This window comes from Rhodanobacter sp. FW106-PBR-R2A-1-15, from assembly GCF_058789735.1.
Genome location: NZ_JBYTEM010000008.1, coordinates 80,993 through 105,590, shown reverse-complemented (window position 1 = coordinate 105,590; position 24,598 = coordinate 80,993). Strand labels below are relative to the sequence as shown.

Here is a 24,598-nt window from a genome sequence, read left to right as displayed (position 1 = left end):
AGTATCGCCCGCCAGCGGGCTCCTACAATCACGTCTCCGATATACCGGATAGTCGTCATGAGCAAGCAAACCCCTGTCATTGCCCCGTCCATTCTCGCTGCCGATTTCGCCCGGCTCGGCGAGGACACCGCCGCCGCACTGGCCGCGGGCGCCGACTGGGTACATTTCGACGTGATGGACAACCATTACGTGCCAAACCTCACGATCGGCCCGATGGTGCTGCAGTCGCTGCGCAAGTACGGCATCATCGCGCCGGTCGATGTGCACCTGATGGTCAAGCCGGTCGACCGCATCGTGCCGGATTTCGCCAAGGCCGGCGCCAGCCTGATCAGCTTCCACCCGGAGGCGAGCGAGCACGTCGACCGTACGCTGGGCCTGATCAGGGAATCGGGCTGCCAGGCCGGACTGGTGTTCAACCCGGCCACGCCGCTGGACTACCTCGACTATGTGATGGACAAGCTCGACCTGATCCTGATCATGTCGGTCAACCCCGGTTTTGGCGGGCAGAAGTTCATCCCCGGCGCGCTGGACAAGTTGCGCCAGGCGCGTGCGCGCATCGAGGCCAGCGGCCGCGCGATCAGGCTGGAAGTCGACGGCGGCGTCACCGCGCAGAATATCGGCGCGATCGCCGGCGCCGGTGCCGACACCTTCGTCGCCGGCTCGGCGATCTTCCACGCTCCGGATTACGTGGCCGAGATCGCCGCGATGCGCAAGGCGATCGCTTGAGCGTGCCCGCCGCGGGGCGCGATGCGATCGGCTAAGCACGATCGCGCGAACCTGCCGCGCATAAAAATCCCGACGCAGTGAACGGCTGCGCCGGGACAAAACGTCATCGATGACGTGAGAGGAAACACCATTGATTGGTGTGCCGGCACGACTGCTTCACAGGGAGGGTGTCTGCCGTCGTGCCGGCACGTTCCATGGCAAGGGGAACGGTACCAATCAGTACTATTGACCGGGGTGATCCGGTTTGGTTCCCGCAGATTCCTGAACGGAGCCGATGCCACGACGTGGCGCGGTCCCCGGCCGAAAAAATCCCCGCGCAAGGAGGGGAAACCGACCACCCTGCGGGACGGGCGCGGTGGTCGCGCTACAGCGGGCGCCAGTCGGGATCGGGTTGCGCTTGCCCCGCATCCGGCGCGACTCCCTTCGCGCCGGATGCACCGCCGTCTTCCACGGAGAGGGGATCGAACGGGTACGGGTCGAAACAGGATGTGTCCATGGCACTCGCCTCAGAGGCTGAGCAGCAGCCCGAGCAGCAACGCGCCGATCGCCAGTGCGGCGCGCAATGGCTCGAAGCCGTGCAGTTCGGCGTTGGGATCTCGGTCGGGGGATTCGGGCTGCGGCATCGTTGAACGTCCTGCGGATGGCTTGATGCACATCAAACCGTCGCCGCGGGCGCTGGCGCCGGCGGAATCGGGCCGGGCGGCTGTCGCCGTGTGGCAAAACGCGGGCAGCCGCGCCGCGCGGCTTGCGTACGCGCGATTCGCATAGCACGCTGCGCGCACCACTACAGGGAGCGCGCCATGGGCCGCAGCATTGCCATCGTCGAGGACGAACCGTTGATCCGTGCCAACTACGTCGAGGCGCTGAACCGTTTCGGCTACGACGCGCGCGGCTACGGTTCGCGCCGGGAGGCCTCCGGCGCCTTCGCGATGCGCCTGCCCGAGCTGGTGATCATCGACATCGGCCTGGGCGACGAGCCGGAGGGCGGCTTCGACCTGTGCCGCGAGCTGCGCGCGAAATCGGCCACGCTGCCGATCATCTTCCTCACCGCGCGCGACTCGGATTTCGACGTGATCTCCGGCCTGCGCCTGGGCGCCGACGATTACCTTTCCAAGGACACCAGCCTGCACCAGCTGGCTGCGCGCATCGCCGCGCTGTTCCGCCGCATCGAGTCGCTGAAGGTGCCGGCGTCCAGCGAGACGGTGATCGAGCACGGCCTATTGAAGCTGGAATCCGAGCGCATGCGCATCACCTGGAACGGCGAGGAGATTCCGCTCACCGTCACCGAGTTCTGGATGGTGCACACGCTGATCCGCTTCCCGGGCCACGTGAAGAACCGCGACCAGCTGATGCGCGAGGCGGAGCTGGTGGTGGACGACGCCACCATCACCTCGCACATCAAGCGTATCCGCAAGAAGTTCATCGCGGTGGCCCCGGAGTTCGACGCGATCGAGACGGTGCACGGCGTGGGCTACCGGTGGAAGCCGTGAGGCGGCGCCTGCTGCCGGCGTTGGCGTGCTTGCTGTTCACCGTCGCGGCGCCGGCCACCGGCAAGGACGACGGCGTGCTGGCGCGCGGTGCCCGGGACGGCGACGCGCCGGCCTGGGCGATCAGCGCGGCCACGCCGCCCGGCTGGACGCGCGACTGCTGCACCTATGCGCGCGCGATCGGCGTCAACGCCGTGCTGTACCAGGGCGAGTGGAGCGGCAAGCCGCAGCGGGTGATGGTGCTCAACGTGTGGCCGCGCCAACTGGGCATGCTGGCCGACGAGGTGCAGGCTGATCGCAAGCGCTACCTGCAGCACGACCCCGCCGGCAAGGTGTCCGCCTTCGTCGTGCGGCATCCGGCCATGCCGTGCGAGGCTTCGGTCTACCAGGGCAGCGATCGCATCGACGACGTGCTGGTGTTCTGCGACCCCGGCACGGCCAGCGGGGTGCGGCTGAGCTGGTCGATGGCATTCGACGACGCCGACCCGTCGCGCCACGCACTGCTCGACGACTTCATGCGCGTGGTGGTGGCCACGCGCTGGGCGAAGGACGCGGCGCCCGCGCATGGCCGCTGATCGCCGGCGCCGATGACGCTGCGCCGCAAGCTGCTGCTGGTCGCACTGTGCACGCTGGCGCTGCCGGTGGCCGGCTGGCTGTACGTGCGGCAGATGGAAACGCTGCTGCGCGAGGGCCAGGCGCAGGCGCTGCTGGCGTCGGCGAATGCGGTGGCGCGCAGCCTGGTGGTGACCGGCGCGGTGGCGCCGGCATCGGGCCGGGGCTGGTACGTGCAACAGGCAGCCAATCCGATCACCGTGGACGGCTACGGCGACGACTGGGCGCCGCTGACGCCGTGGAGCCAGCCGCTTGGCACGAACGGCAAGCTGTTGCTGGCCGCAGACGACGACGGGCTGTACCTCTACGCCGACGTGCGCGACACCCGCCGCACGCGTGCCGACGCCGGCGATGCGAATGCGCTGGCGGCTGATCACCTGATCCTCGTGCTGGGCAACGCGGAAGGCCGGCGCCGCTACCTGCTGGCCAGCGCGGCGCCCGGTCCGCTCACCGCGCAGCCGCTCGATCCTCCGGTGGAGGGCCTGCCCGAGCTGATCGCCGCGCAGTGGCAGGAAGACGGCAGCGGTTACCGGGTCGAGTTGCGCCTGCCGCGTGATCTCAAGCTGCGCACGCTCGGCATCGGCGTGTACGACACGGCCGCGGGCGGCGACCGGCTGGCCGCCGATACGCGGCCACTGCTCAGCTATTCGGGCAAGCTTGCCGGCGAGCTGGCGCAGCTGGTGCCCGACCGCGTGCAGGCGCGCGTGCTGGCGCCGCAGGGCTGGCTGCTGGCACGCAGCGGCCGCCTGAACACGATGCCCGGCAGCGACGGCCAGCCAGGCTGGTTCGCCGCGCTGGTCTACCGCTCGCTGCTGGCGACGCGGCTGGAAGATGCAAACCTGTGGGCGCAGGACGTGCCGCGGCTGGACACCCGCGAAGTGGCCGAGGCGGGTGCCGGCCAGCCGGTATCGGTGTGGCGCAGCGGCGAGGAGCGCGGCAGCGTGGTGCTGGCCGCCGCGGTGCCGATCGGACATGCCGGCCGGGTCGGTGGCGTGCTGCTGCTGGAGCAGGCCAGCCGCAGCGTGCCGCTGCTCGCCAACCGTGCGTTGTTTGGTCTGCTGCTGACCAGCTTCGGCGTGCTGCTGGTCGCCGGCGGCATCCTGCTGCTGTTCGCCACCAAGCTCAGCCTGCGGCTGGGCCGCCTGCGCAACGCGGCCGAGCGCGCCCAGCTCAACGATGGACGTCTGGACGGCCTGTTCGAACGCGGCAAGTTCCCGATGACCGACGCGCCCGACGAGATCGGCGACCTGGCGCGCAGCTTCGAGCGGCTGTTCGAGGTGGTCGGCAGCTACACCGATTACCTGCGCACGCTGGCCTCGAAGCTTTCGCACGAACTCAACACGCCGCTGGCGATCGTGAAATCGTCGCTGGACAACCTCGAGCATGCCGCCTTGCCGGCCGAGGCGCAGCCGTACCTGGCGCGCGCCCGCGACGGCGTGGCGCGGCTGGGCGCACTGGTGCGCGCGATGAGCGAGTCGAGCCGGATGGAACGCTCGATCCTTGCCGCCGAACCGGAGGATGTCGACCTGCGTGACGTGGTGCGCGGCTGTGCCGATGCCTACCGGCCACTGATCGGGGCGCGCCGGCTCGACTGCACACTGCCTGATGCGCTGCTGCCGTTGCACTGCGCGCCCGAGCTGATCGCGCAGGCGCTGGACAAGCTGCTCGACAACGCATTGTCGTTCACGCCGCCGGATGGCTGGCTGCGTCTCGCGCTGCGCGCCACACCCGATGGCGCCGAGATCGAGCTGGCCAACCAGGGCCCGCCGCTGCCTGCGGCGATGCAGGGCCGGCTATTCGACTCGCTGGTCAGCCTGCGCGACAAGGCCACCCCCGGCGGGGTCCCGCACCTGGGTCTGGGCCTGTACGTGGTGCGGCTGGTCGCCGAACGCCACGGCGGCATCGCCAGCACACGCAACCTCGACGACGGCAGCGGCGTGGCGTTCACCCTGCGCTTGCGCGGTATGCCGCGACAACGGCTGAGTGGCTGAGGGCGCGCTTCGCCTACAATGGCCGCTTCCTCGTTTGGCCATCCGGATCTCCCCTACGTGATCTCCCGAGACGAATACGACGCGCTGGTGGCCCAGGGCCACACCCGCATCCCGCTGGTGCGCGAGGTGTTCTCCGACCTCGACACGCCGCTGTCGGTGTACCTGAAGCTGGCCGATGGCCCGTACACCTTCCTGTTCGAGTCGGTCGAGGGCGGCGCCACCTGGGGGCGCTATTCGATCATCGGCCTGCCGGCGAAGCGGGTGTTTCGCCTGCATGGGCATGAGCTCGAAGTGGAAGACTCCGGCGAAGTCAGCGAGCGCCGGCACCTGGATGATCCGCTGGCGGAAATCGAGAAGCTGCGCGCGCAGTACGACGTGCCGCGGCTGCCGCAGCTGCCCGCGTTCTCGGGTGGCCTGGTCGGCTACTTCGGCTTCGAGACGATCGGCTACATCGAGCCGCGCCTCGCGCAGTGGGATCGCGCCGACGAATTGCGCACGCCCGACGTGCTCCTGATGCTGGCCGAGGAAGTGGCCGTATTCGACAACCTCAAGGGCCGGCTGTACCTGATCGTGCATGCGGACCCCGAGCAGCCGCAGGCGTATGCCGCCGCGCAGCGCCGGCTCGATGCGCTGGTCTACCGGCTGCGCCAGGGCGGCGCGTCATATCCGCAGCTCACGCAGTCGATCGCGCTGGACGAGGGCGACTTCAAGTCCTCGTTTACCAGGGACGAGTTCGAGGCGATGGTGGAGAAGGCGAAGGAATACATCCGCGCTGGCGACATCTTCCAGGTGGTGCCGTCGCAGCGTCTCAGCGTCGGCTTCAACGCGCGGCCGGTGGACGTGTACCGCGCGCTGCGCGCACTGAACCCGTCGCCGTACATGTACTTCGTCGACCTCGGCGAAACGCAGATCGTGGGCTCCTCGCCGGAGATCCTGGCGCGGCTGAAGGACGGCAAGGTGGTGGTGCGCCCGCTCGCCGGCACGCGCAGGCGCGGTGCCACGCAAGCGGAAGACCGGGCGCTGGAAGCCGAGCTGCTGGCCGATCCGAAGGAGCGCGCCGAGCACGTGATGCTGATCGACCTCGGCCGCAACGACCTGGGCCGGATCAGCGAGACCGGCAGCGTGGAGGTGAGCGACTCGTTTGCGATCGAGCGCTACTCGCACGTGATGCACATCGTGTCGCAGGTGCAGGGCACGGTGCGCAAAGGCTTGAGCTATATGGACGTGCTGAAGGCCACCTTCCCGGCCGGCACGCTCTCGGGCGCGCCGAAGGTGCGCGCGCTGGAGATCATCCAGGAACTGGAACCGTACAAGCGCAACATCTACGGCGGCGCGATCGGCTGGATCGGCTGGTGGGGCGACGCCGACACCGCCATCGCGATCCGCACCGCGGTGATCCATGGCGGCCGCCTGCACGTGCAGGCCGGCGCCGGCATCGTGTTCGACTCCGATCCCGCCGCCGAGTGGGAGGAGACGATGAACAAGGGCCGCGCGCTGTTCCGCGCGGTGGCGCAGGCGGCGAAGGGGCTGTAGGCGCGGCTGTCGCCGGCTGCTTCGTCCAGCCTGCGACTCGTTCGGGCGGTGTGCCCGTACGCGGTTGTTCCGACGTTCGAGGTGCGACTCGACGAGCAGGCCTGCGCGTCGGACCCCGTGGTTGCCAGCACATCGTTGAACGCAATTTCTTGCAGGGTTTTGCGGCGAATTGGTACGTTATATCGTTGCGTCTCCGATCTTCTCGCCAAGACGCGCCCGCATGAACGACCCGTGGTTCGAGTGCTTGCCGGCACCGTCGACATGATGGCTGCGATGATCGGGCGAGCGCGCTCATTGCGATCCACGGCGTGGTTGCCGTTGTGGCGTCTGCTTGCGGCTGTCGTCGTGCTGGGTCTCGCCGGGTGCGCGGTGGGGCCGGATTTTCAGCGGCCGGCCGCACCCGCAGTCGGCCGCCTGACCGCCGCCCCGCTGCCGACCACCACCGCCGGTGCGGATGTCGCGGGCGGGCAGCCGCAGCGCTTCGTCCTGGACGCCGACATTCCCGCGCAGTGGTGGACACTGTTCCATTCCACCGAGCTCAATGCGCTGATCGAACAATCGCTGGCGCACAACTCCGATCTGAAGGCCGCGCAGGCAGCGTTGGCGGTGGCGCACGAGAATGCCCGGGCGCAGCGCGGTGCCTACTACCCCGCGGTCAACGCCGGCTTCTCGGCTACCCGCCAGAAGCAATCACAGCAGGTTGCGCCCGGGCCGAACTATCCGGTGGTACCCCAGGAGTATCTGTACAGCTTCTTCACTCCGCAGCTCAGCATTTCGTATGCGCCGGACCTGTTCGGCCTGAACCGGCGCACGGTGGAGTCGCTGCAGGCGCAGGAGCAGTTCGTGCGTTTCCAGATGATCGCCGCCCGCATCACGCTGAGTACCAACGTGGTGGCGGCGGCCGTGCAGCAGGCCTCGTTGCGGGAGCAGATCGCCGCGAGCCGCGAGCTGATCGCGATCGACTCGAAAATGGTGGACATCCTGCGCTACCAGCTGGCCAAGGGGTATGCCGACCGGCTCGACCTCGCCGCGCAGGAATCGCAGCTGGCTCAGCTGCAGGCCACGCTGCCGCCGTTGCTGACCCGACTGGATCAGCAGAACGATTTGCTGGCGGTGCTGGCCGGGCGGTTGCCCAGTGGGGCGCCGGCGCCGGCATTCGATCTGGCCAGCCTGCACTTGCCGCAGCAACTGCCGCTGAGCCTGCCATCCAGGCTGGTGGCACAGCGTCCGGACGTGCGCCAGGCCGAGGCGAACATGCATGCGGCCAGCGCCAATATCGGCGTGGCGATCGCGAATCGGTTGCCGAATGTTTCATTGACCGCGAACGCGGGCAGCACCGCGGTGGCGATCGGCCAGGTGTTCAAGAGCGGTACGGGCTTCTGGGGCATCGGTGCCGATATCGCCGCGCCGATTTTTCACGGCGGCAGCCTGCTGCACCAGGAACGCGCCGCCAAGGCGGCCTACGTGCAGGCGTCCGAGCAATACCGCAGCACGGTGCTGACGGCGTTCCAGAATGTGGCCGATACGCTGGCCGCATTGCAGCACGACGCCGAAGGCCTGCAGGCGGCGAGCAGCGCCGCACAGGCGGCGAAGCTCACCCTGGATCTGTCGCAGCGGCAGTACAAGGACGGCTATGCCGGCTACCTGTCGCTGCTCGGTGCCGAGCAGGGCTACCAGCAGGCGCGCATCGCGCTGGTGCAGGCGCAGGCCAGCCGCTACGCCGACACCGCGGCGCTGTTCCAGGCGCTGGGCGGTGGCTGGTGGAACGCCGCGGACGGCGCGCAGGCCCATTCCGCAGCGACGCAGCCACGCCCCTCCGATTCGGATCACGCCAAGGCAGACCGGGACAGCGATGAAAAGTAGATCATCTTCGGCGTCGTGCCGGATACCGTGGCGTCCTGTGGCATTCGCGCTCGCGCTGGGCGCGGTGCTTGCTGCGGCCGGCTGTTCCTCCAGGTCCGAAGCGCAACACGCTGCGGCATCCGACACGCCGCAGAACGTGACGATGACGCCGGCGCAGCGCCAGCGCATCCATCTGTTCACCGTCGCGCCGGCCAGCTTCCATCGCGCGATCGAGACCACCGGCGTGGTGGATTTCGACAACGACCAGGCGACCGGCGTGCTCGCGCCGTTCTCCGGACCGGTGTTGCGCGTGCTGGTGGCGCCGGGCGACCAGGTGCACCAGGGCCAGCCGCTGGCGCTGGTGGACTCGCCGGACTTCGCCGCCGCGATCGGCGCCTATCGCAAGGCACTGGCCAGTGCGCGCAACGCCCGCAAATTGGCCGACACCGACCAGGACCTGCTGCAGCACCAAGGCGTATCGCGGCGCGAGGCCGAGCAGGCGCAGACCGACGCCGCCAGCGCCGAAGCCGACCGCGATGCAGCGTTGCAGGCGCTGGTGGCGCTGCATGTCGACGCCGGCACGATCGAGGCGATCCAGTCCGGCCGCACGGTGGCGCGCACGCAGGGCATCATCCGCGCACCGGTCGCCGGTACCGTGGTGGAAAAGCTGATCAGCCCCGGGCAGCTGTTGCAGGCGGGCACGACGCCGTGCTTCACCGTGGCCGACCTGTCCAAGGTGTGGGTGATGGCGCAGGTGACGGCAGCGGAGCTTGCCGGAATCCGGGTCGGCGACCCGGCGCAGGCCGAGGCTGCAGCGGGTGGCGAGCTGGCGGGCACGCTGGACAACATCGCCGCGGTGGTGAACCCGAACACTCGTGCGATTGCCGCGCGCATCGTGGTGCCGAACCCGCAGGGCGCGCTGCGCAAACAGATGTACGTGCGCGTGCGGATCCAGTCGCGCCAGGCCAGCAAGGGCCTGCTGGTTCCGGCGTCGGCGCTGCTGCGCGACGACGACAACCTGCCGTTCGTCTATCTCGCCCAGGCCGACGGCAGCTTCGCGCGGCGGCACGTCACGACGGGTTCGCGCACGGGTGACGACTACCTGGTCAGCGACGGCCTCAGGCCGGGCGACCGAATCGTGGTCGACGGCGGCATCTTCGTGCAGTTCATGCAGAACCAATGAGCGACCCGCTGCCGCCCATGCCGTCGCGTGCGGCCTCGCTGATGAATCGCATCGTCGGTGCCTCGCTGGCGCAACGCTTCCTGGTCGCCTTGCTGGTGCTGGTGCTGATCGGCGCCGGTGTGCATGCGCTGCACCGCCTGCCGGTGGATGCCTACCCCGACCTGTCGCCGCCCAGCGTGGAGATCGTCACGCAGTGGCCGGGGCATACCGCCGAGGAAGTGGAGCGGCTGATCACGGTGCCGGCCGAGCGCGGCATGACCGGTATCCCGAAGACCGCCAACGTCCGCTCGATCTCGCTGTACGGCCTGTCGGTGGTCACGCTGACCTTCGACATCGGCACCGGCAACTATTTCGCGCGGCAGCAGGTGTTCAATCGGCTCGGTGGTCTCGAGCTTCCTGACGGCGTGAAGCCGTCGGTGTCGCCGCTGTCGTCGCCGTCGGGGCTGATCTACCGCTACGTGCTGCAGAGCTCCGACCGTTCGCCGATGGAGCTGAAGACGTTCGAGGACTGGGTGGTCGAGCCGCAGTACCGCGCGGTCGCCGGCGTGGCGGACGACTCCGGCTTCGGCGGCGGCACGATGCAGTACCAGGTGCTGCTCGACCCGGCCAAACTCGCCGGCGTCGGCCTGAGCGCAACGCAGGTGCAGGCCGCGCTGGCCGCCAACAACGCCAACGCCGGCGGCGGCTTCTATTCGCAGGGTGGCCAGTTCTACTACGTGCGCGGCGTGGGCCGGCTGCGCACGCTGGAGGACATCGGCAATGTGGTGCTGGCGGTGCACGACGGCAATCCGGTGCTGGTCAAGGACGTCGGCCGCGTGGTCATCGGCATCGCGCCGCGGCTGGGCCTGTTCGGTTACGAGAAGCAGAACGACGCGGTCGAGGGGGTGATCTCGCTGCGCACCGGCGAGAAGACCCAGGACGTGCTGCAGCGGGTCGAGGCGAAGACGCAGGAGCTCAACGAGCAGATCCTGCCGAAGGACATCAAGGTCCACCCGTTCTACGACCGCAGCGACCTGGTGACGATCACCACCCAGGTGGTCAGGGACAACCTGCTGCGCGGCATGCTGCTGGTCGTGGTGGTGCTGATCTTCTTCCTGTACGACGTGCGTACCGGGCTGATCGTGGCGGTCACCATCCCGCTGTCCCTGCTGGTCGCCTTCATCGGGCTGGACCTGCAGGGCGCCTCGGCCAACCTGCTGTCGATCGGCGCGATCGACTTCGGCATCCTGGTCGACGCGGCGGTGGTGATGGTGGAGAACATCCATCGCCAGCTCGCCGATCGCGCGGGCACGAAGTTCAACGTCGTCGAGGTGATCCGCGACGCGGCGGCGGAGGTCGACCGCCCGCTGTTCTACGCGGTGGCGGTGATCGTGGTCAGCTTCCTGCCGATCTACGTGCTGTCCGGGCCGTCCGGCACGCTGTTCAAGCCGATGGCGGACACCATGGTGTTCGCGCTGGTCGGCTCGCTCGCCGTTACGCTGACGCTGCTGCCGGTGCTGTGTTCGTGGCTGATGCGCAAGGGCGTACGCGAGCGGCGCAACCGCATGTTCGAGGCGATCAGGTCGGTCTATGCCAAGGGTCTGGATTTCTGCCTCGCCCGGGCATGGCTGACCACGGCGGTCTCGGCGTTGCTGCTGGGCTTGTCGCTGCTGCTGGTGCCGCGCATCGGCGCGGAGTTCATGCCGCACCTGGACGAGGGCGCGCTGTGGGTGCGCGCGACCATGCCGTACACCATCTCGTTCGACGAGTCGGCGAAAATCGCGCCACAGATCCGCGCCATCCTGCGCTCGTTCCCCGAGGTCACCACGGTTGCCTCGGAGCTGGGCCGGCCCGACGATGGCACCGATCACACCGGCTTCTTCAACGTCGAGTTCTACGTCGGCCTGAAGCCGTACGCGCAGTGGAAGGGCGCGTACCACGACAAGGCCGAACTGATCGCAGCGATCAACCGCAAGCTGCAAGTCTTCCCCGGCATCAGCTTCAACTACACCCAGCCGGCCGAGGACGCGGTGGACGAGGCCGAGACCGGCCTGAAGAGCGCGCTGGCGGTGAAGGTGTTCGGCACCGATCTGAACACGCTGCAGGCGAAGGGCAAGGCGATCAAACACGTGCTGGAACAGGTGCGCGGCATCCGTGACGTGACGCTGGTGCAGGAGCTCGGCCAGCCCAGCCTCAGCATCACCATCAACCGCGCGGTGATCGCCCGCTACGGCCTGAACGTGGACGACATCAACGGTCTGATCCAGACCGCGATCGGCGGCGACGTGGCCACCCAGGTGATCCAGGGCGAGAAGCAGTTCGACCTGGTCGTGCGGCTGGACCAGCCGTTCCGCGACAACGCCGAGGCGATCGGCAACATCCTGGTGGCCACGCCCGGCGGCCAGCAGCTGCCGCTGAAGGAATTCGCCGATATCCGGGTGACCAACGGCGCCTCCTTCATCTACCGGCAGGACAACTCGCGCTATATCGGCGTGCAGTTCTCGGTGGAAGGCCGCGACCTGGCCGGCGCGGTGGAGGATGCGATCGCCCAGGTCGACGCGAAGGTGAAGCTGCAACAGGGCTACCGGCTGGACTGGGGCGGCGAGTACAAGGAATACACCGCCTCGCGCGCGCAGTTGAACCTGATCGTGCCGCTCACCGTGGGTTTGATCTTCCTGCTGCTGTTCGCGCTGTACAGCAACTTCAAGTTCCCCTTCATCACCGTGCTCGGCGTGGTGCTGTCCGCGCCGGCCGGCGGCATCATCGCGCTGTGGCTGACCGGCACGCCGTTCTCGGTGTCCTCGGGCATCGGCTTCCTCGCGCTGTTCGGCGTCTCGGTGCAGACCGCGGTGGTGTACATCTCCTACGTCAACGAGCTGCGCCGCAACGGCGTCGGCGTGGCCGAGGCGATCCGCGAAGGCGCGATCCTGCGCCTGCGTCCGATCATGATGACCGCGCTGGTGGCCGCGCTCGGCCTGCTGCCGGCGGCGCTGGCCACCGGCGTCGGCACCGACACGCAGCGGCCGTTCGCGCTGGTCATCGTCAGCGGCCTGTTCACCCGCCTGCTGATCAGCGTGTTCCTGATGCCGGCGCTGTACGCGATCGTGGCGCGGCCGGACGACCGCCTGGAGGTGTAGCCGGGGTGGCTCAGTTCCCGCTGCCGCCCACGATCCGCTGCGCCAGGTTGTACAGGATGCGCAGGTCTTCGTCGTCCAGCGTGTCGCCCTGCATGCCGCGGAAGTGGTGGTGGAACGCGCGCACCGCAGCGGGGCGGTCGTCCAGCGGGTAGCCGACCAGGCCCAGCGCCATCCACGGGTCGAAGCCGGCGGGCGGCTCGACCAGTTCGCCCTGTGGCCAGCGGCCGTAGCCGGCGGCGGCGAGCTGCTGCCACGGGAACAGCGGGCCGGGGTCGTCCTTGCGGCCGGGGGCGAGGTCCTCATGACCGATGATCTGGGTGGGCGGGATGCGCAGCCGCGTGGTGAGGTCGGCGAGCAGGCGCAGCAGGCCGTCGATCTGCGGCTGGGCGAACGGCGTGGCACCGTCGTTGTCCAGCTCGATGCCGATCGAGGCGGAGTTGAGGTCGGTGATGGTGCCCCAGCGGCCCGGACCGGCCTGCCAGGCGCGCCACTGGTCGGGCACCAGCTGGTAGATGTGGCCGTCGGCGCCGATCAGGTAATGCGCGCTGACCGGGCCCATGCTGTTGCTCGAGCGCAGGGTGTCCAGGCTCTGCTGCACCGACTGCTGCTGTGTGTAGTGCAGCACGATCAGCACCGGCCGACGGATGTCGTGGTTCGGCGATGGCACCCAGGTCGCCAGCGGGTTGCGCGGCGGCAGCGGGGCGCAGGCGGCGAGCAGGGCGAGCGGGATCAGCAGGCCAACGATGTGCAGAAGGCGGAATGCAGGGAGTGTCGGGCACATGGCGTTGGGCTTGATGGCTCGTCATTCCGGCGAACGCCGGAATCCAGTCGGGTGACTCGTGCGAAGTACTCAAAATCCATTTCGTGTGCTTCGCACGCATATATCACTGGATGACCAGCCTACGACTGTTGAAATGCGTCTCCGGCTTTCGCTGGAATGACGGTGAAGGTGGGCGAAAGTGATGGCAGCGGTCAATGCAGATAGGGCTCGGCGATCGCCAGTGCGGTGCGGTAAGGCTCCGGGTCGTTGCGGTTGCTGAGCAGGATCACCGTGAGGCGCTGCTGCGGCCAGCGCACGATCACGTTGCGGAAGCCGATGCTTTCGCCGGAGTGCCACAGTGTGTCGCCGGTGATGCGCCAGCCGTAGCCGTAGCTGGCCTGGTACGGTTCGCCGGTGACCTTCACGTGCGGGCTGAAGGCCAGCCGCCGCGAGGCGGCGCTGAGCAGGCGGTCGTCGTACAGGGCGGCGTCCCACTTGGCCAGGTCGTCGATCGAGGAGTAGATGCCGCCGTCGCCGCGGGTGGCGCTGGTGATGCTCTGGTCGGTGCGCGTCCAGTGGCCGTGCTCCTCGCTGTAGCCGTAGGCGCGGTCCGCCACTTCCGGCCCCTTGCCGTGCTCGTAGAGCAGGGTGTGGTCCATGTGCAGCGGCCGGAAGATGCGCTGCTTGAGGTACAGCGGCAGGCTCATGCCGGAGGCGCGTTCCACCACCAGGCCGAGCAGCACGTAGCCGGAGTTGCTGTAGCGGTAGGCACTGCCCGGCGCGAAGTAGGTCCTCGGCGTGGCGGAGAGCAGGCGCAGCACGTCGTCGTCGCTGACCTGGGCGGTGGTGCCGGGCGGGATCAGGTCCTCGTAGTCGACCAGGCCGCCGGTGTGGTCGAGCAGCTGGCGCAGCGTGACCGCGGCCGTCGTCTGCGGCAGCGTGGGCAGCCAGCGCTGCACCGGGTCGTCCAGGTGGAGGTGGCCGTCCTCGACCAGCAGCAGGATCGCCGCGGCGGTGAACTGCTTGCTCACCGAGGCGAGCCGGTAGTTGGTGGCCGGCGTGGCGCGCTCGCGGTCTTCGAGATTGGCCAGGCCGTAGCCGCGGCGCACGATCGGCTTGCCATCCTTGAGCACCAGCAGCGAGGCGCCGGGCACGTCGCCGGCGTACTTCTGCATCAACTGATCGGCGTGGCGGATGGCATCGGCGGTCGATGCGCCAGCGCTGCCGGCGCAGAACAGCATCGAGACGAAGATCGTGGCGAGACGCATGGCAAGGCTCCGTGCCTTTGGTTTGAGCCCCTCTCCCGTCGGGAGAGGGGTTGGGGTGAGGGTGCGGGATCGCCGCGGTGCTCGGCTCCGCCCGGACCCTCTCCCCCGACCCCTCTCCCACGGGGAGAGGGGAGTTTCGATGGGTACGGCGTCATTGCACCGGCACGTCGTACAGCGTGTGCGGCGTGGGTTCCGGCGTTAGCGTGTAATGCCACCACTCCAGCGCATAGTTGCGGAAACCCTCGCGCTCCATTGCATCGCGCAGCAGCAGACGGTTCGCATGCTGCGCGGCAGTGATGCCGGGCGCATCGGTGTGCGCGCGCACGTCGAAGAAGTCGAAATCGGTGCCCATGTCCAGCGGCGTGCAGTGCGTGCCGTCGGCGGCGCAGCGCTGCAGGGTGAGGTCGGCGGTGGCGCCGCGGCTGTGGCCGGAGACCGGTGCGATGTAATCGCCGAGCAGTTTCGACTTGTCCAGCGTGGGATAGTGCTGCGGCTTGGTACGCTGGTCGTTGAGGTCGTGCGCCCAGCGCACGAAATGCGCCACGGCGCGGGCCGGGCGATAGCAGTCCCAGATCTTCAGGCGCAGCTGCTGCGTGCGCAGCTCGCGCTCGACCCGCGCCAGCGCTTCGGCGACCGGGCGCAGCAGCAGGCACTTCGGTGCCAGGTAGCCATCGACCGGCGCACCCACGAAGTTGTTGTGGCCAGCGTACTTGATGTCTTCGGCGATGTCCGGCACCAGCATGCGGATGTCGACGAGGTTCGCCGCAGCGGCCGTCCTGACGGGCGACAGGGTGGGTGGCTGCTCCGCGCGGGCGATGCCACCGGAGGCGACGAGCCAGGCGAGCACGAACAGACACCAAGCTGTCGTAGGAGCCCGCTTGCGGGCGATGCTCTTGGGGTCGGGATTTGGGATATGGGATTCGGGATTCGTGAGAGCAAAAGCATCGCCCGCGAGCGGGCTCCTACGGGGCGTCACTAGTGAGTGGGTGATCATGGGCAGCGTCCTACGCGGCGGAAGTCGAGGTCTTCATAATCGGAGCTGAAGTCGCCCAGCGGGTCGAGCTTGGCCATGCGCAGGGCGATCGGCTGGTCGTTGCTGACGGCGCGAAAATCCAGCCAGGCGTCGAGGTTGGCCGAATCGTCCCAGTGCACCAGGTAGCGATCGCCCAGGCGCATCACCGTGCCGGCCAGTGTCGGCGACTTCGCGGCGGCGAAATGCATCGTTCCATCGCGCGGGCATAGCGTGACGTCGCCGAACCACGCGTCGCGATACTGCCCGCTCCAGTGCGCCAGTTCGGCCGGCGAGGCTGGCCGCTGCGCCGAGGTATCCGGCGCGGACGACGACGGCGCCCGCTGCTTCGCCCGCTGCGCCAGCGCATCGGCGTACCAGTCCACGCCGCGATCGTCGCCGGGCGCGGTGAAGTGCTTCATCAATACTTCGCCAAGCACGGTGCGCGCTTCGTCCGCGTCGCCGTTGATCATGAACACGAAGCCGTCGTCGCGGTCGGGCAGCAGGGCCAGCATCGAGTACATGCCGTTCAGCGTGCCGGTGTGCCACACGCTCCACTGGCCGTCGACGTCGGCCATGCGCCAGCCGTAGCCGTAGGCCATCACGTGCGTGTTATCCCAGGCGCGGCGCTGTTCGGAAATCGGGATCAGCATGTGCGGCGCCTGCAGCACTTCGCGCTGCACCGGCGACAGCCATTGCAGCTGCGCGTGGGTGGGTGTCAGCCAGTTGCGCGCCCAGCTCAGCATGTCGGTGAGGCCGCAGCGGATGCCGCCGGCCGCCGCGGAGGTGATCGCGGGGATTGCCGCGGCCTCGGGCATCGCCACATTGCGCTTGCCGTCGCGACGGTGCGGCGCGGCCACGTCGCCGACCGCGTCGCGGTTCCATGCGCCGACCTGGCAGCGGTCCAGCCCCAGCGGCGCGAACACCTCGCGGCGCATCAGCGTCTCGTACGGCGCACCGCCTGCGGCGGCGGCCACTTCGCCGGCCACCACGTAGAGCAGGTTGTCGTACTGGTACTGCGCACGGAAGCTGTAGCTGGGCTTGATGAAGGCCAGGCCGTGGATGATGTCGGCGCGGGTGAACGCATTCGGCTCCGGCCACAGCATCAGGTCGCCGCCGCCCTCGGGCAGGCCGCTGGAATGGGTGAGCAGGTCGGCCACGCGCATGTTCGTGGTGACCCACGGGTCGTGCATGCGGAACTGCGGCAGGTACTTCGTCACCGGATCGTCCCAGCGCAGCTTGCCCTGGTCGACCAGCCGGCCGAGCAGGGCGGTGGTCATCGCCTTGCTGTTGGAGGCGATCTTGAACAGCGTGCGCGGGGTGACCGGCTGGCCAGAGCCGGCGACGGTCTCGCCGGCGGTGCGCATATAGACGACCTGCCCGTTCTCGATCACGCCGACGGCGATGCCGGGCAGGTGATAGCGGGCGACGACGGCGTCGACGATGGGGTCATAGATGCGGTTGGCGGATCGGGCGTTGGTGCCAAACGGTGCGAGCAGGAGCAGAAGGGCAAGCGCACCCCACCCCAGCCCTCCCCTGCGTGGCAGGGGAGGGAGCGAATGCTTCTGGCTCCTCCCCCTGCCTGCAGGGGGAGGTTGGGAGGGGGTGGCTCGGGCGTGCGGGAGAGCACCCCACCCCAACCCTCCCCTGCAATGCAGGGGAGGGAGCAGAGCGTCGGCGCTGCGCTTCTGACTCCTCCCCCTGCTTGCAGGGGGAGGCAGGGAAGGGGTGGCCCGGGCGTGCGGGAGAGCACCCCATCCCAACCCTCCCCTGCAATGCAGGGGAGGGAGCAGAAAGTGCGCGGCGTCAATGTTGCGCATGCCGCTCGACCTCGCCCCACACGCGCAGCAGGTTGCCGCCCCACAGTTTGGCGATGTCGGCGTCGCTGAAGCCGGCCTTGCGCAGCGCAGCGGTGACGTTGCGGGTTTCGCTGGCGTCCTTCCAGCTGGTGATGCCACCACCGCCGTCGAAGTCAGAGGCGAGGCCGACGTGGTCGATGCCAGCCACTTTCACCATGTGCCGGATCTGCTTCACGTAGTCGTCCAGCGTGGCCAGCGGGTAGGTCTTCTGGATCTCGGCCATGCCTGCTTCCATCTCGGGCCGGTAGTCGTCGTTGTCGCTGTCGTATGCCTTCTCGCCGGCCTGTTTGGCCACGGCCTCCTGCAATTTCTTCTCGGCAGCCTCGCGGCCGGGGTCGTGCTTCAGGAATTCCTTGTACGCCACTGCCTGCACCACGCCGCCCTTCGCGGCGATCGCGCGCAGCAGCTCGTCGGGCAGGTTGCGCGGGTGGTCGAGCACGGCGCGGGCACCGGAGTGGGTGGCGATGATCGGGGCGGCGGATGCCTGGAGCGCATCGCGCACGCACTTGTCCGAGGCGTGCGAGATGTCGACCAGCATGCCGAGCTGGTTGGCGCGCTTCACCACGGCGCGGCCGAACGCGCTCATGCCCTGGTCGCCGGCGCTGTTCATCGCCGGCTCGCCGTGTTCGGTGTCGGGCAGCGAGCTGGTGCACAGGTCGTTGTTGCCGACATGGACCAGGCCGACCGAACGGGCGCCACGATCGAACGCGGCGTCGAGGCGGCGGAGGTCGTGGCCGAGCGAGTAGGCGTTCTCGATCTCGATGGTGGCCGAGAGCAGGCCGGCCTTGTGGTTGGCGACGAGCTGCTCCGGTGTGGTGGCCAGGCGGATGCGGTCGGGATACATCATCAGCATGCGGCCGATGCCGTCGTACTTCTGGCTGGCCTGCTGCACCGCCTTGGCGTAGCCGGCGGCGTCGAGTGCGTGCTGCGGCACCCACACCACGAAGAACACCGCGTTGAGGCCGCCGCGCTCCATCTTGCCGAGGTCGACCAGCAGGCGGGTGTCCTTGCCGACGTCGAAGCGCGGCTCGGCCATGTAGTTGAACGGAATGTCGACGTGGGTGTCGATGGTGACCGGTGGGTCCTGCGCGGCCTGCGCCGGCGAAGCGGCGGGCCAGGCCAGGGCGGCGAGAAGGGCGAGGCGGACGGTCAGGTTCATGCGGTTTCCCAGTTCCGCGCCGGCTGCTCGCCGGCGATCATTTCCTCGAAGTGCTGGCGACGGCGCACCACGGCATAGCGGCCCTGGTCGAGCAGGACCTCGGCCGCCAGCGGCCGCGAGTTGTAGCTGGACGCCATCGACGCACCGTACGCGCCGGTGGCCCTGATCAGCAAGAGGTCGCCCGCCGAGCACTCGGGCAGCTCGCGCGCCCGAGCGAAAGTATCGCCGGTTTCGCAGACCGGGCCGACGATGTCGTAGGTAGCCGGCGGGCGCGGTTCGTCCGCGACCGGCACGATGTCGTGCCAGGCGTCGTACAGGCTGGGCCGCTGCAGATCGTTCATCGCCGCGTCCAGCACCAGGAAGCGCCGCTCGGCGCCTTGCTTGATGCGCAGCACGCGGGTCAGCAGCACGCCAGCCTCGGCCACCAGCCAGCGGCCCGGCTCCAGCAGCAGGCGGCCGCGGAAGCCGGCCAGCGCGGCGCGGATCACGCCGACGTAATCGGTGGCAGCGAGTGGCCGGTCCACGCCGGCGCGGTAGCACACGCCGAGACCGCCGCCCACGTCGATGCTGTTGACCGGATGGCCGGCCTGTTCGAGTTCGCGCCAGAACGCGGCGACCCGCTGCAGCGCGAGGCGGAACGGGTCGAGGCTGAGGATCTGCGAGCCGATGTGCACGTGCAGGCCGTCGAGCTGCACGTGGGTCAGCGCCTTGCGGCCGGCGAACCAGCGGCGTGCCTCGTCGATGCTGACGCCGAACTTGTTTTCCGATTTGCCGGTGGAGATCTTCGCATGGGTCTGCGCGTCCACGTCGGGGTTGATGCGCACTGCGGCGCGCGCGGTCACCTCTTGCGCTTTCGCGAGGCGCTGCAGGGTGTGCAACTCGTCCAGCGATTCGACGTTGAAGTGCATGATGCCGACGTTCAACGCGCCGGCGATCTCGTCGGCGCTCTTGCCGACGCCGGAAAACACGATGCGCTCGGCCGGGATGCCGGCGTTGAGCGCGCGGCGCAGTTCGCCGACCGAGACGATGTCGGCGCCGACGCCGGCGTTCGCCATCAATTGCAGGATGGCGAGGTTCGGGTTGGCCTTGACCGCGAAGCAGATGGCGGCGTCGAGGCCGGCCAGCGCGACCTGGAGTTCGTCGATGCGCTGGCGGATCGCGCTGGCGGAGTAGGCATGAAAGGGGGTGGCGATGCGTTCGGCCAGTTGCCGCAGGTCGACGCCGTCGAACATGCCGGGGGCACCGTCCGTTTCCCGGGCGGTTTCCCGCGCTGCCGGGCGGTTCGTCGTCTGCGTGTGCATGGGTTCGCTATCGGTGGCTGGTGCGGTGGCGCCGGAAAAAAAGCGGCCCGCCAATTGCGCGGGCCACGACCGGGGGAGGCCGATCAGAAGTTGACGGACATCGTCAGCTGGGTGAACCGCGGCGACTGGAAGCCCAGCGGCTGGCGGAAGGTGTCGCTGGTGGAGTTGGAGATGGACGTCTGCAGGTCCTGGTCCACCGCGGTGGTGTGCTTCTGGTTGAGCAGGTTGTAGACGGCCAGCTTGACCCGGAACTCGCCGCCTTCGAACGGCAGGATGTAGCTGATGCCGGCGTTGAGCGTGAAGGTCCACGGCAGGCGGCCGTACTTGCCGCGCGGCGAGCGCTGGTAGACGCGGTTCTCGGATACTGGCGAGTCGCAGTTCTGCACGCAGATGAAGTAGCTGTGGTAGTTGGTGGCGTCGTAGGGGTTGCCTACGCCGAAGCCGGTGATCGGGCCGCCGGAGGCGGCGTTCACATCGGCGCCCAGCTGCCAGTGCGGGGTGAGCGCATAGGTGCCGCGCAGCTTGAACTGGTGGCGGCGGTCGTTCGGCAGGTAGCCGTTGCCGCCCAGGTTCACCCACGGATCGTCGAAGTTCTCGGTGCGGCCGGTGTCGTCGAAGTCGGTATCCGAGTTGACCGGGCCTTCCGCGTTGCCGCGGTTCCACGACATCGTGTACGAGGCGTTCATCGCCCATTTCTCGTCCCACGCGCGGTTCAACTGCAGCTCGACGGCGGCGTAGGTTCGCTTCGGCTTCACCCAGCCGCGCTGGCCGAGATAATTGCCGGAGGCGTCGTACATCGCCCAGCCTTGCTTGGAGGTATCGATGGTGACCCAGCCGTCGGCGGTGCCGGTGCAGTGGGTGTCGCCCCACACGGTGACGTTCTTGCCTGGGTTGGCCATCACCCAGCCAATGTAGCCGTTGCCGCCGCACTGCGGGGTGGCGGTGATCTCCATGTCGTCGATCGCGTTGTGCAGGCGCCGGTAGGTGGCGCTGACGCCCCACGACCACTGCGACGTGATCAGCTGCTGGAAGCCCAGGATCGCCTCGTCCTGGTAGACCGGGTCCATGTTCTTGTCGACCTCGGAACGCAGGTCGCCCACGGTGCCGTCGCCCTGCGAATTGTCGACCGCGCCGATTTGCGGCCCGAGCTTCGGGACAGCGTACTGCACGCCGTTGAGGGTCTTGTACTCCCAGCCGGCGAACGCGTAGTAGGTGCGCTCGTCGAGCAGGCCGCCGGCCTGCTTGATGTTGATCACGTTGGCCACCGGCAGGTAGTAGCGGCCGAGGTTGCCAAACAGCTTGGTGCTGCCGTCGCCCTTCATGTCCCAGGAGAAGCCCAGCCGTGGCGCGATCTGCCGGCTCATCTTGATGTAGCTGCGGCCGGCGGCGTCCTGGTTGTCGAAGCTGTCGTTGCGCACGCCGGCGTTGATCACCAGGTTGGGCGTGAGCTGCCAGTTGTCCTCGATGTAGTACGCGGCGTTTTTGGTGGTGAAGGTGCCGGCGATCTCATAGCGCCGCGCGCGCACGTAGGCGTCGTAGCCGGCCGGCACCACGCCGCCGTTGGAGATGGTGGAGCCGGCGCTGGCGGCGTACAGGTTGTAGTAGTACGCACCCGGTCCGGCGTAGTGGCGGCTGTAGTCGGAGGTGTCGTTCTCGTGGTCGTAGCCGAAGCGCAGCAGGTGGTCGCCCAGCGTCCACTCGAAGTCGGCGCGCGCCTGCTTGCGGGTGTCGTTGCGCTTGTACACGGAGGAACTGCTGGTGCAGCCCAGCCGCACGCCGGGGTCGTGCAGCCGCCTGAAGGCGTTGTTGGCCGCGACGTAGTTGCAGTCGATGTCCAGCTGCGAGTGGGTGAACGCCTCGCGCTCGTTGCGACCGGTCATCAGCTTCATCGACAGGTCGTTGGTGAGGTAGCTGGTCCAGGTCAATGCCCAGTTCTTGCCGCCGGTGTCGGTGAAGACCTGGTTGGTACGGGTGCCGGTGGTGTTGGTGTCGTAGTCGTAGCCGTAGACGTCGCCGGTGTTCTTGTTCTTGTCGGAGAACGCCATCAGCTGCAGCACGTTGCTGTCGGTGATGTTCCAGTCGATGGTGGTGCCCCAGAAGCCGGTGTGCGAGTTGTTGGAAGTCAGCGTGGTGCCGGCGTTGTTGGTGTTGCGCGGGCTGCTGCCGCGCGCCTCGTACATGGCGAAGATGAACAGCTTGTCCTTGACGATCGGGCCGGAGGCCCAGACGTTGGTCTTCACCAGCGAGTCCTGGTCGCGGCTGGCGGTGAGGTAGCGCCGGCCGCTGGCGTCGTAGTGGTCATCGGCGCGCGAATGCCAGTTGCCCGGTTCCAGGGTGATCTCCATGCCGCCCTTGAATTCGTTGGAGCCCGAACGCACCACCGCGTTGACCACACCGCCGGTGGTGCGGCCGAACTCGACCGAGTAGCCGCCGGTCTTGACCTGGAACTGGTCGTAGAACGCGAACGGTGCCTCGGAGAAACCGTTGCGGTTGTAGAAGTCGGTGACGTTGAGGCCGTTGACGTAGAACGCGTTCTCGGCGATCGAGGAGCCGCCGAAGGAAATGCCGCCGAAGGCAGCGTTGCCCTTGACCACGCCGGGGGCCAGCAGGGCCACCGAGGTGACGTTCTGGTCGACCGGCAGGCGCGCCAGTTCGGCGCGCGAGACGATGGTGGCCGACTCGGTGGAGCTCACGTCGATCACCGGCAGCACCGAGCCGGTGACGTTGATGGTGGCCAGGCTGGTCGCGTTCGCCGCGCCCAGGTCCACCGTGGTGGTGGTGCCCAGCGCCACGGTGACGTTGCGCGTCGGCCCCACCGGCTGGCCGCTGCTGCTGGCGCTGATGGTGTACTGGCCCACCGGCAGGAACGGGAAGCGGTAGTTGCCGTCGTTGTCGGCGGTGATCGTGCGGGTCAGGCCGGTGGCCGGATTGGTCACGACCACGGTGGCGCCGGCCTGGGTGCGGCCGGCCACCGAGCCGTCGTTGTTGGCTGCGTACACCTGCGGTCCGCCGAAGGCGGCCAGTGCCATTCCGAGCGCCGTGCCGAGTACGGTCCTGCGCAATGTCCGGGTATTGCTCATGTCCCCATCTCCCCCATCGACGCCGTCGATGCCATGTTCATGAAAAGCTGCTGGTTGGTTAGTTGCTGCTGCGTCCCTGCGCCGCTGGCAGAACCTGCCAGTCGAAGTCGTAATCCAGTTGATCGAAATAAAGGTTGCCGCCGCGCCATTCGGCTTCGCCGCGCTGCGAGTCCACGTCGTCGGAACGGAAGTGCCGTTTGGACGGCTGGAAGTGGCGGCCGAAGTCGTCGTTGAAGGCGATGTGCCAGTTGTCGAGGCCGCCGAGGTAGAACCACTCCAGCGCCTGGTCGTCGCCGGGTTTCGGCTGCAGGCGGCCGGTGGTGACGTCCATCGGCACCCAGCCGTACGGCGGCAGGTACAGGTAGCCCCAGTCGTGGATGTTGCTGTAACGGCTGCCGTCGTCCGAATAGACCATGCCCGACTGCCAGCGCGCGGGGATGCCGTTGAGCCGCAGCAGGGTCATCAGCAGCAGGGTCTGCTGGCCGCAGTCGGCGTGGCCGGCGTGCAGCGCGTAGTCGCTGATGTTGGAGATCGTCGAGTACTCGCGCGCGCCGGCCCAGGGGATGCGGTCGACCGCGGCGAACAGCTTCTGTGCGATGCGGTACGGGTTCTTCTCGTCGCCGACGACCTTGCGCGAGAACGCGCGCATCGCGTCGGTGAACACGATGTGCGGCGCGCGCTCGGCCACGAACGGGGCCAGTTCCGGCGTGATTTTTTCCGCGGTGACCTTGGCCGGGTCGAGCGCGTGGTACTGCGCCAGCAGGGTCAGCTCGTAGGTGACCGAGAACACCGTCTTCTGCCCGGCCACGGCGGGCTTTTCCAGGTACACCGTGCGCTGCGGCGCCGACGCCGGCGCGATGTCGTGTTTCGCCGGCATGCTGGCCACGTAGCGGATGTCTTCCTGCTGGCCCGGCACCGCCTGCGGGTAGGGGATCCATGCGCGCACCGTCTCGCCGGCGGGCACCGCGTCGGCGTCGATGCTCAGCGTCTGCGTCATGCGCAGGCGCTGCGGCAGCACGCTGCTCTTGTGTTCGGCCAGCGCGGCCTGGTAGATCGCGCGCTGGTGGTCGTTCAGCACTTCCATCGGGCCGTCGCTGATCGGCGTCCGCACCGCTCGCCGCGCCACCGCTTCGGGGCTGAGCCGGAACAGGTTGCCGGGCGCGCGCTTGAAGTACAGCGTGCGGCCGTCAATCAGCTGATGTTCGAACAGGCCGGCCGCGTCCCATTTGGCGAACTCGGCATCGGTGAGGTCGGGGATCTGCTTGTGCACGCGCGCCTCGACATCGTCGGCGCTCAGCGTGAAGTCGAGCAGGATGCGGCGCATGCGTTCGCGCTGGAAGGCGAGCGCGTCGCGCGTGCCGGCGGTCAGTCCGGGTTGTGCCAGTGCGTCGGCGATCGCCGCTTCGGCGGCCTTGAAGTGGCCGGCGTCGATCTGGGCGATGATGGGGGTGACGGCCTTGCCGTCTTTGTTGTTTTCGGCATGCGCGAACGGCACGACGAGCAGCAGGGCGAGCAGGGGCGCAGCGAGGCGCAGGCCGCGAGTGCGACGGCATATTCCCGGTGCGACAGGCAGCAACGTATCCATCGACAAACGTCCCCGCAACGAATCCCCTGAAACCGCTGTGTAACACGCTTGCAAATGCCGGTCAATAATTTATGCTTCTTGAATATT

The 24,598-nt window shown here is 68.3% G+C and carries 16 protein-coding genes; 8 read left to right on the top strand and 8 right to left on the bottom strand.

Annotated elements, in window-relative coordinates; translation table 11 throughout:
- The first annotated feature begins 57 nt into the window (after window positions 1–57).
- The 8 genes from rpe to AC3WTD_RS06650 all read left to right on the top strand — a co-directional run bounded on the left by rpe (window position 58) and on the right by AC3WTD_RS06650 (window position 12,490).
- Window positions 58–726 (top strand): ribulose-phosphate 3-epimerase, encoded by a 669-nt coding sequence (gene rpe, locus AC3WTD_RS06685; RefSeq protein WP_027492288.1) that lies wholly within the window; start codon window positions 58–60, stop codon window positions 724–726.
- An 800-nt stretch (window positions 727–1,526) separates the two neighbouring features.
- The gene (gene pdsR / locus AC3WTD_RS06680) at window positions 1,527–2,216 is read left to right on the top strand and encodes a proteobacterial dedicated sortase system response regulator (RefSeq protein WP_492613300.1); all 690 of its coding nucleotides are present in this window, start codon (window positions 1,527–1,529) and stop codon (window positions 2,214–2,216) included.
- Window positions 2,204–2,788, top strand: a complete 585-nt coding sequence (locus AC3WTD_RS06675) for a hypothetical protein (RefSeq protein WP_492613299.1) — start codon at window positions 2,204–2,206, stop codon at window positions 2,786–2,788. Before pdsR ends, AC3WTD_RS06675 begins: the two co-directional genes overlap by 13 nt.
- Window positions 2,789–2,800: 12 nt before the next feature.
- Window positions 2,801–4,816 carry an ATP-binding protein gene (locus AC3WTD_RS06670; RefSeq protein WP_492613298.1) on the top strand — a complete coding sequence of 672 codons (2,016 nt, stop codon included), beginning with the start codon at window positions 2,801–2,803 and terminating at the stop codon, window positions 4,814–4,816.
- Between the two features lie 57 nt (window positions 4,817–4,873).
- Window positions 4,874–6,349, top strand: coding sequence for an anthranilate synthase component I (gene trpE / locus AC3WTD_RS06665; RefSeq protein WP_492613297.1), 1,476 nt, complete (start codon window positions 4,874–4,876; stop codon window positions 6,347–6,349).
- Between the two features lie 318 nt (window positions 6,350–6,667).
- Window positions 6,668–8,212 carry an efflux transporter outer membrane subunit gene (locus tag AC3WTD_RS06660; RefSeq protein ID WP_492613296.1) on the top strand — a complete coding sequence of 515 codons (1,545 nt, stop codon included), beginning with the start codon at window positions 6,668–6,670 and terminating at the stop codon, window positions 8,210–8,212.
- A 37-nt stretch (window positions 8,213–8,249) separates the two neighbouring features.
- A complete protein-coding gene (locus tag AC3WTD_RS06655) occupies window positions 8,250–9,374 on the top strand; it encodes an efflux RND transporter periplasmic adaptor subunit (RefSeq protein ID WP_235642403.1) in 1,125 nt (374 codons plus the stop codon).
- On the top strand, window positions 9,371–12,490 hold the full coding sequence (locus AC3WTD_RS06650) for an efflux RND transporter permease subunit (RefSeq protein ID WP_492613295.1): 3,120 nt from the start codon (window positions 9,371–9,373) through the stop codon (window positions 12,488–12,490). Before AC3WTD_RS06655 ends, AC3WTD_RS06650 begins: the two co-directional genes overlap by 4 nt.
- Window positions 12,491–12,500: 10 nt before the next feature.
- On the opposite strand, the gene AC3WTD_RS06645 is transcribed toward AC3WTD_RS06650, so the two are convergent.
- The 8 genes from AC3WTD_RS06645 to AC3WTD_RS06610 all read right to left on the bottom strand — a co-directional run bounded on the left by AC3WTD_RS06645 (window position 12,501) and on the right by AC3WTD_RS06610 (window position 24,511).
- Window positions 12,501–13,271 (bottom strand): N-acetylmuramoyl-L-alanine amidase, encoded by a 771-nt coding sequence (locus AC3WTD_RS06645; RefSeq protein WP_235642402.1) that lies wholly within the window; start codon window positions 13,269–13,271, stop codon window positions 12,501–12,503.
- A gap of 191 nt (window positions 13,272–13,462) precedes the next feature.
- A complete protein-coding gene (locus AC3WTD_RS06640) occupies window positions 13,463–14,491 on the bottom strand; it encodes a serine hydrolase domain-containing protein (protein ID WP_235642668.1) in 1,029 nt (342 codons plus the stop codon).
- 178 nt (window positions 14,492–14,669) lie between these two features.
- A complete protein-coding gene (locus AC3WTD_RS06635; RefSeq protein WP_027492279.1) occupies window positions 14,670–15,365 on the bottom strand; it encodes a M15 family metallopeptidase in 696 nt (231 codons plus the stop codon).
- A gap of 143 nt (window positions 15,366–15,508) precedes the next feature.
- Window positions 15,509–17,056 carry a serine hydrolase gene (locus AC3WTD_RS06630; RefSeq protein ID WP_492613306.1) on the bottom strand — a complete coding sequence of 516 codons (1,548 nt, stop codon included), beginning with the start codon at window positions 17,054–17,056 and terminating at the stop codon, window positions 15,509–15,511.
- Window positions 17,057–17,333: 277 nt separating this feature from the next.
- Entirely contained in the window at window positions 17,334–18,545 is a 1,212-nt protein-coding gene (locus AC3WTD_RS06625) for a dipeptidase (protein ID WP_492613294.1), read from the bottom strand.
- The gene (gene lysA / locus AC3WTD_RS06620; protein WP_492613293.1) at window positions 18,542–19,777 is read right to left on the bottom strand and encodes a diaminopimelate decarboxylase; all 1,236 of its coding nucleotides are present in this window, start codon (window positions 19,775–19,777) and stop codon (window positions 18,542–18,544) included. The genes AC3WTD_RS06625 and lysA overlap by 4 nt, the downstream gene beginning before the upstream one ends.
- Before the next feature lie 152 nt (window positions 19,778–19,929).
- Entirely contained in the window at window positions 19,930–22,926 is a 2,997-nt protein-coding gene (locus tag AC3WTD_RS06615; RefSeq protein ID WP_492613292.1) for a TonB-dependent receptor, read from the bottom strand.
- Window positions 22,927–22,984: 58 nt separating this feature from the next.
- Window positions 22,985–24,511, bottom strand: coding sequence for a transglutaminase-like domain-containing protein (locus tag AC3WTD_RS06610; protein WP_492613291.1), 1,527 nt, complete (start codon window positions 24,509–24,511; stop codon window positions 22,985–22,987).
- Between the last annotated feature and the right edge of the window lie 87 nt (window positions 24,512–24,598).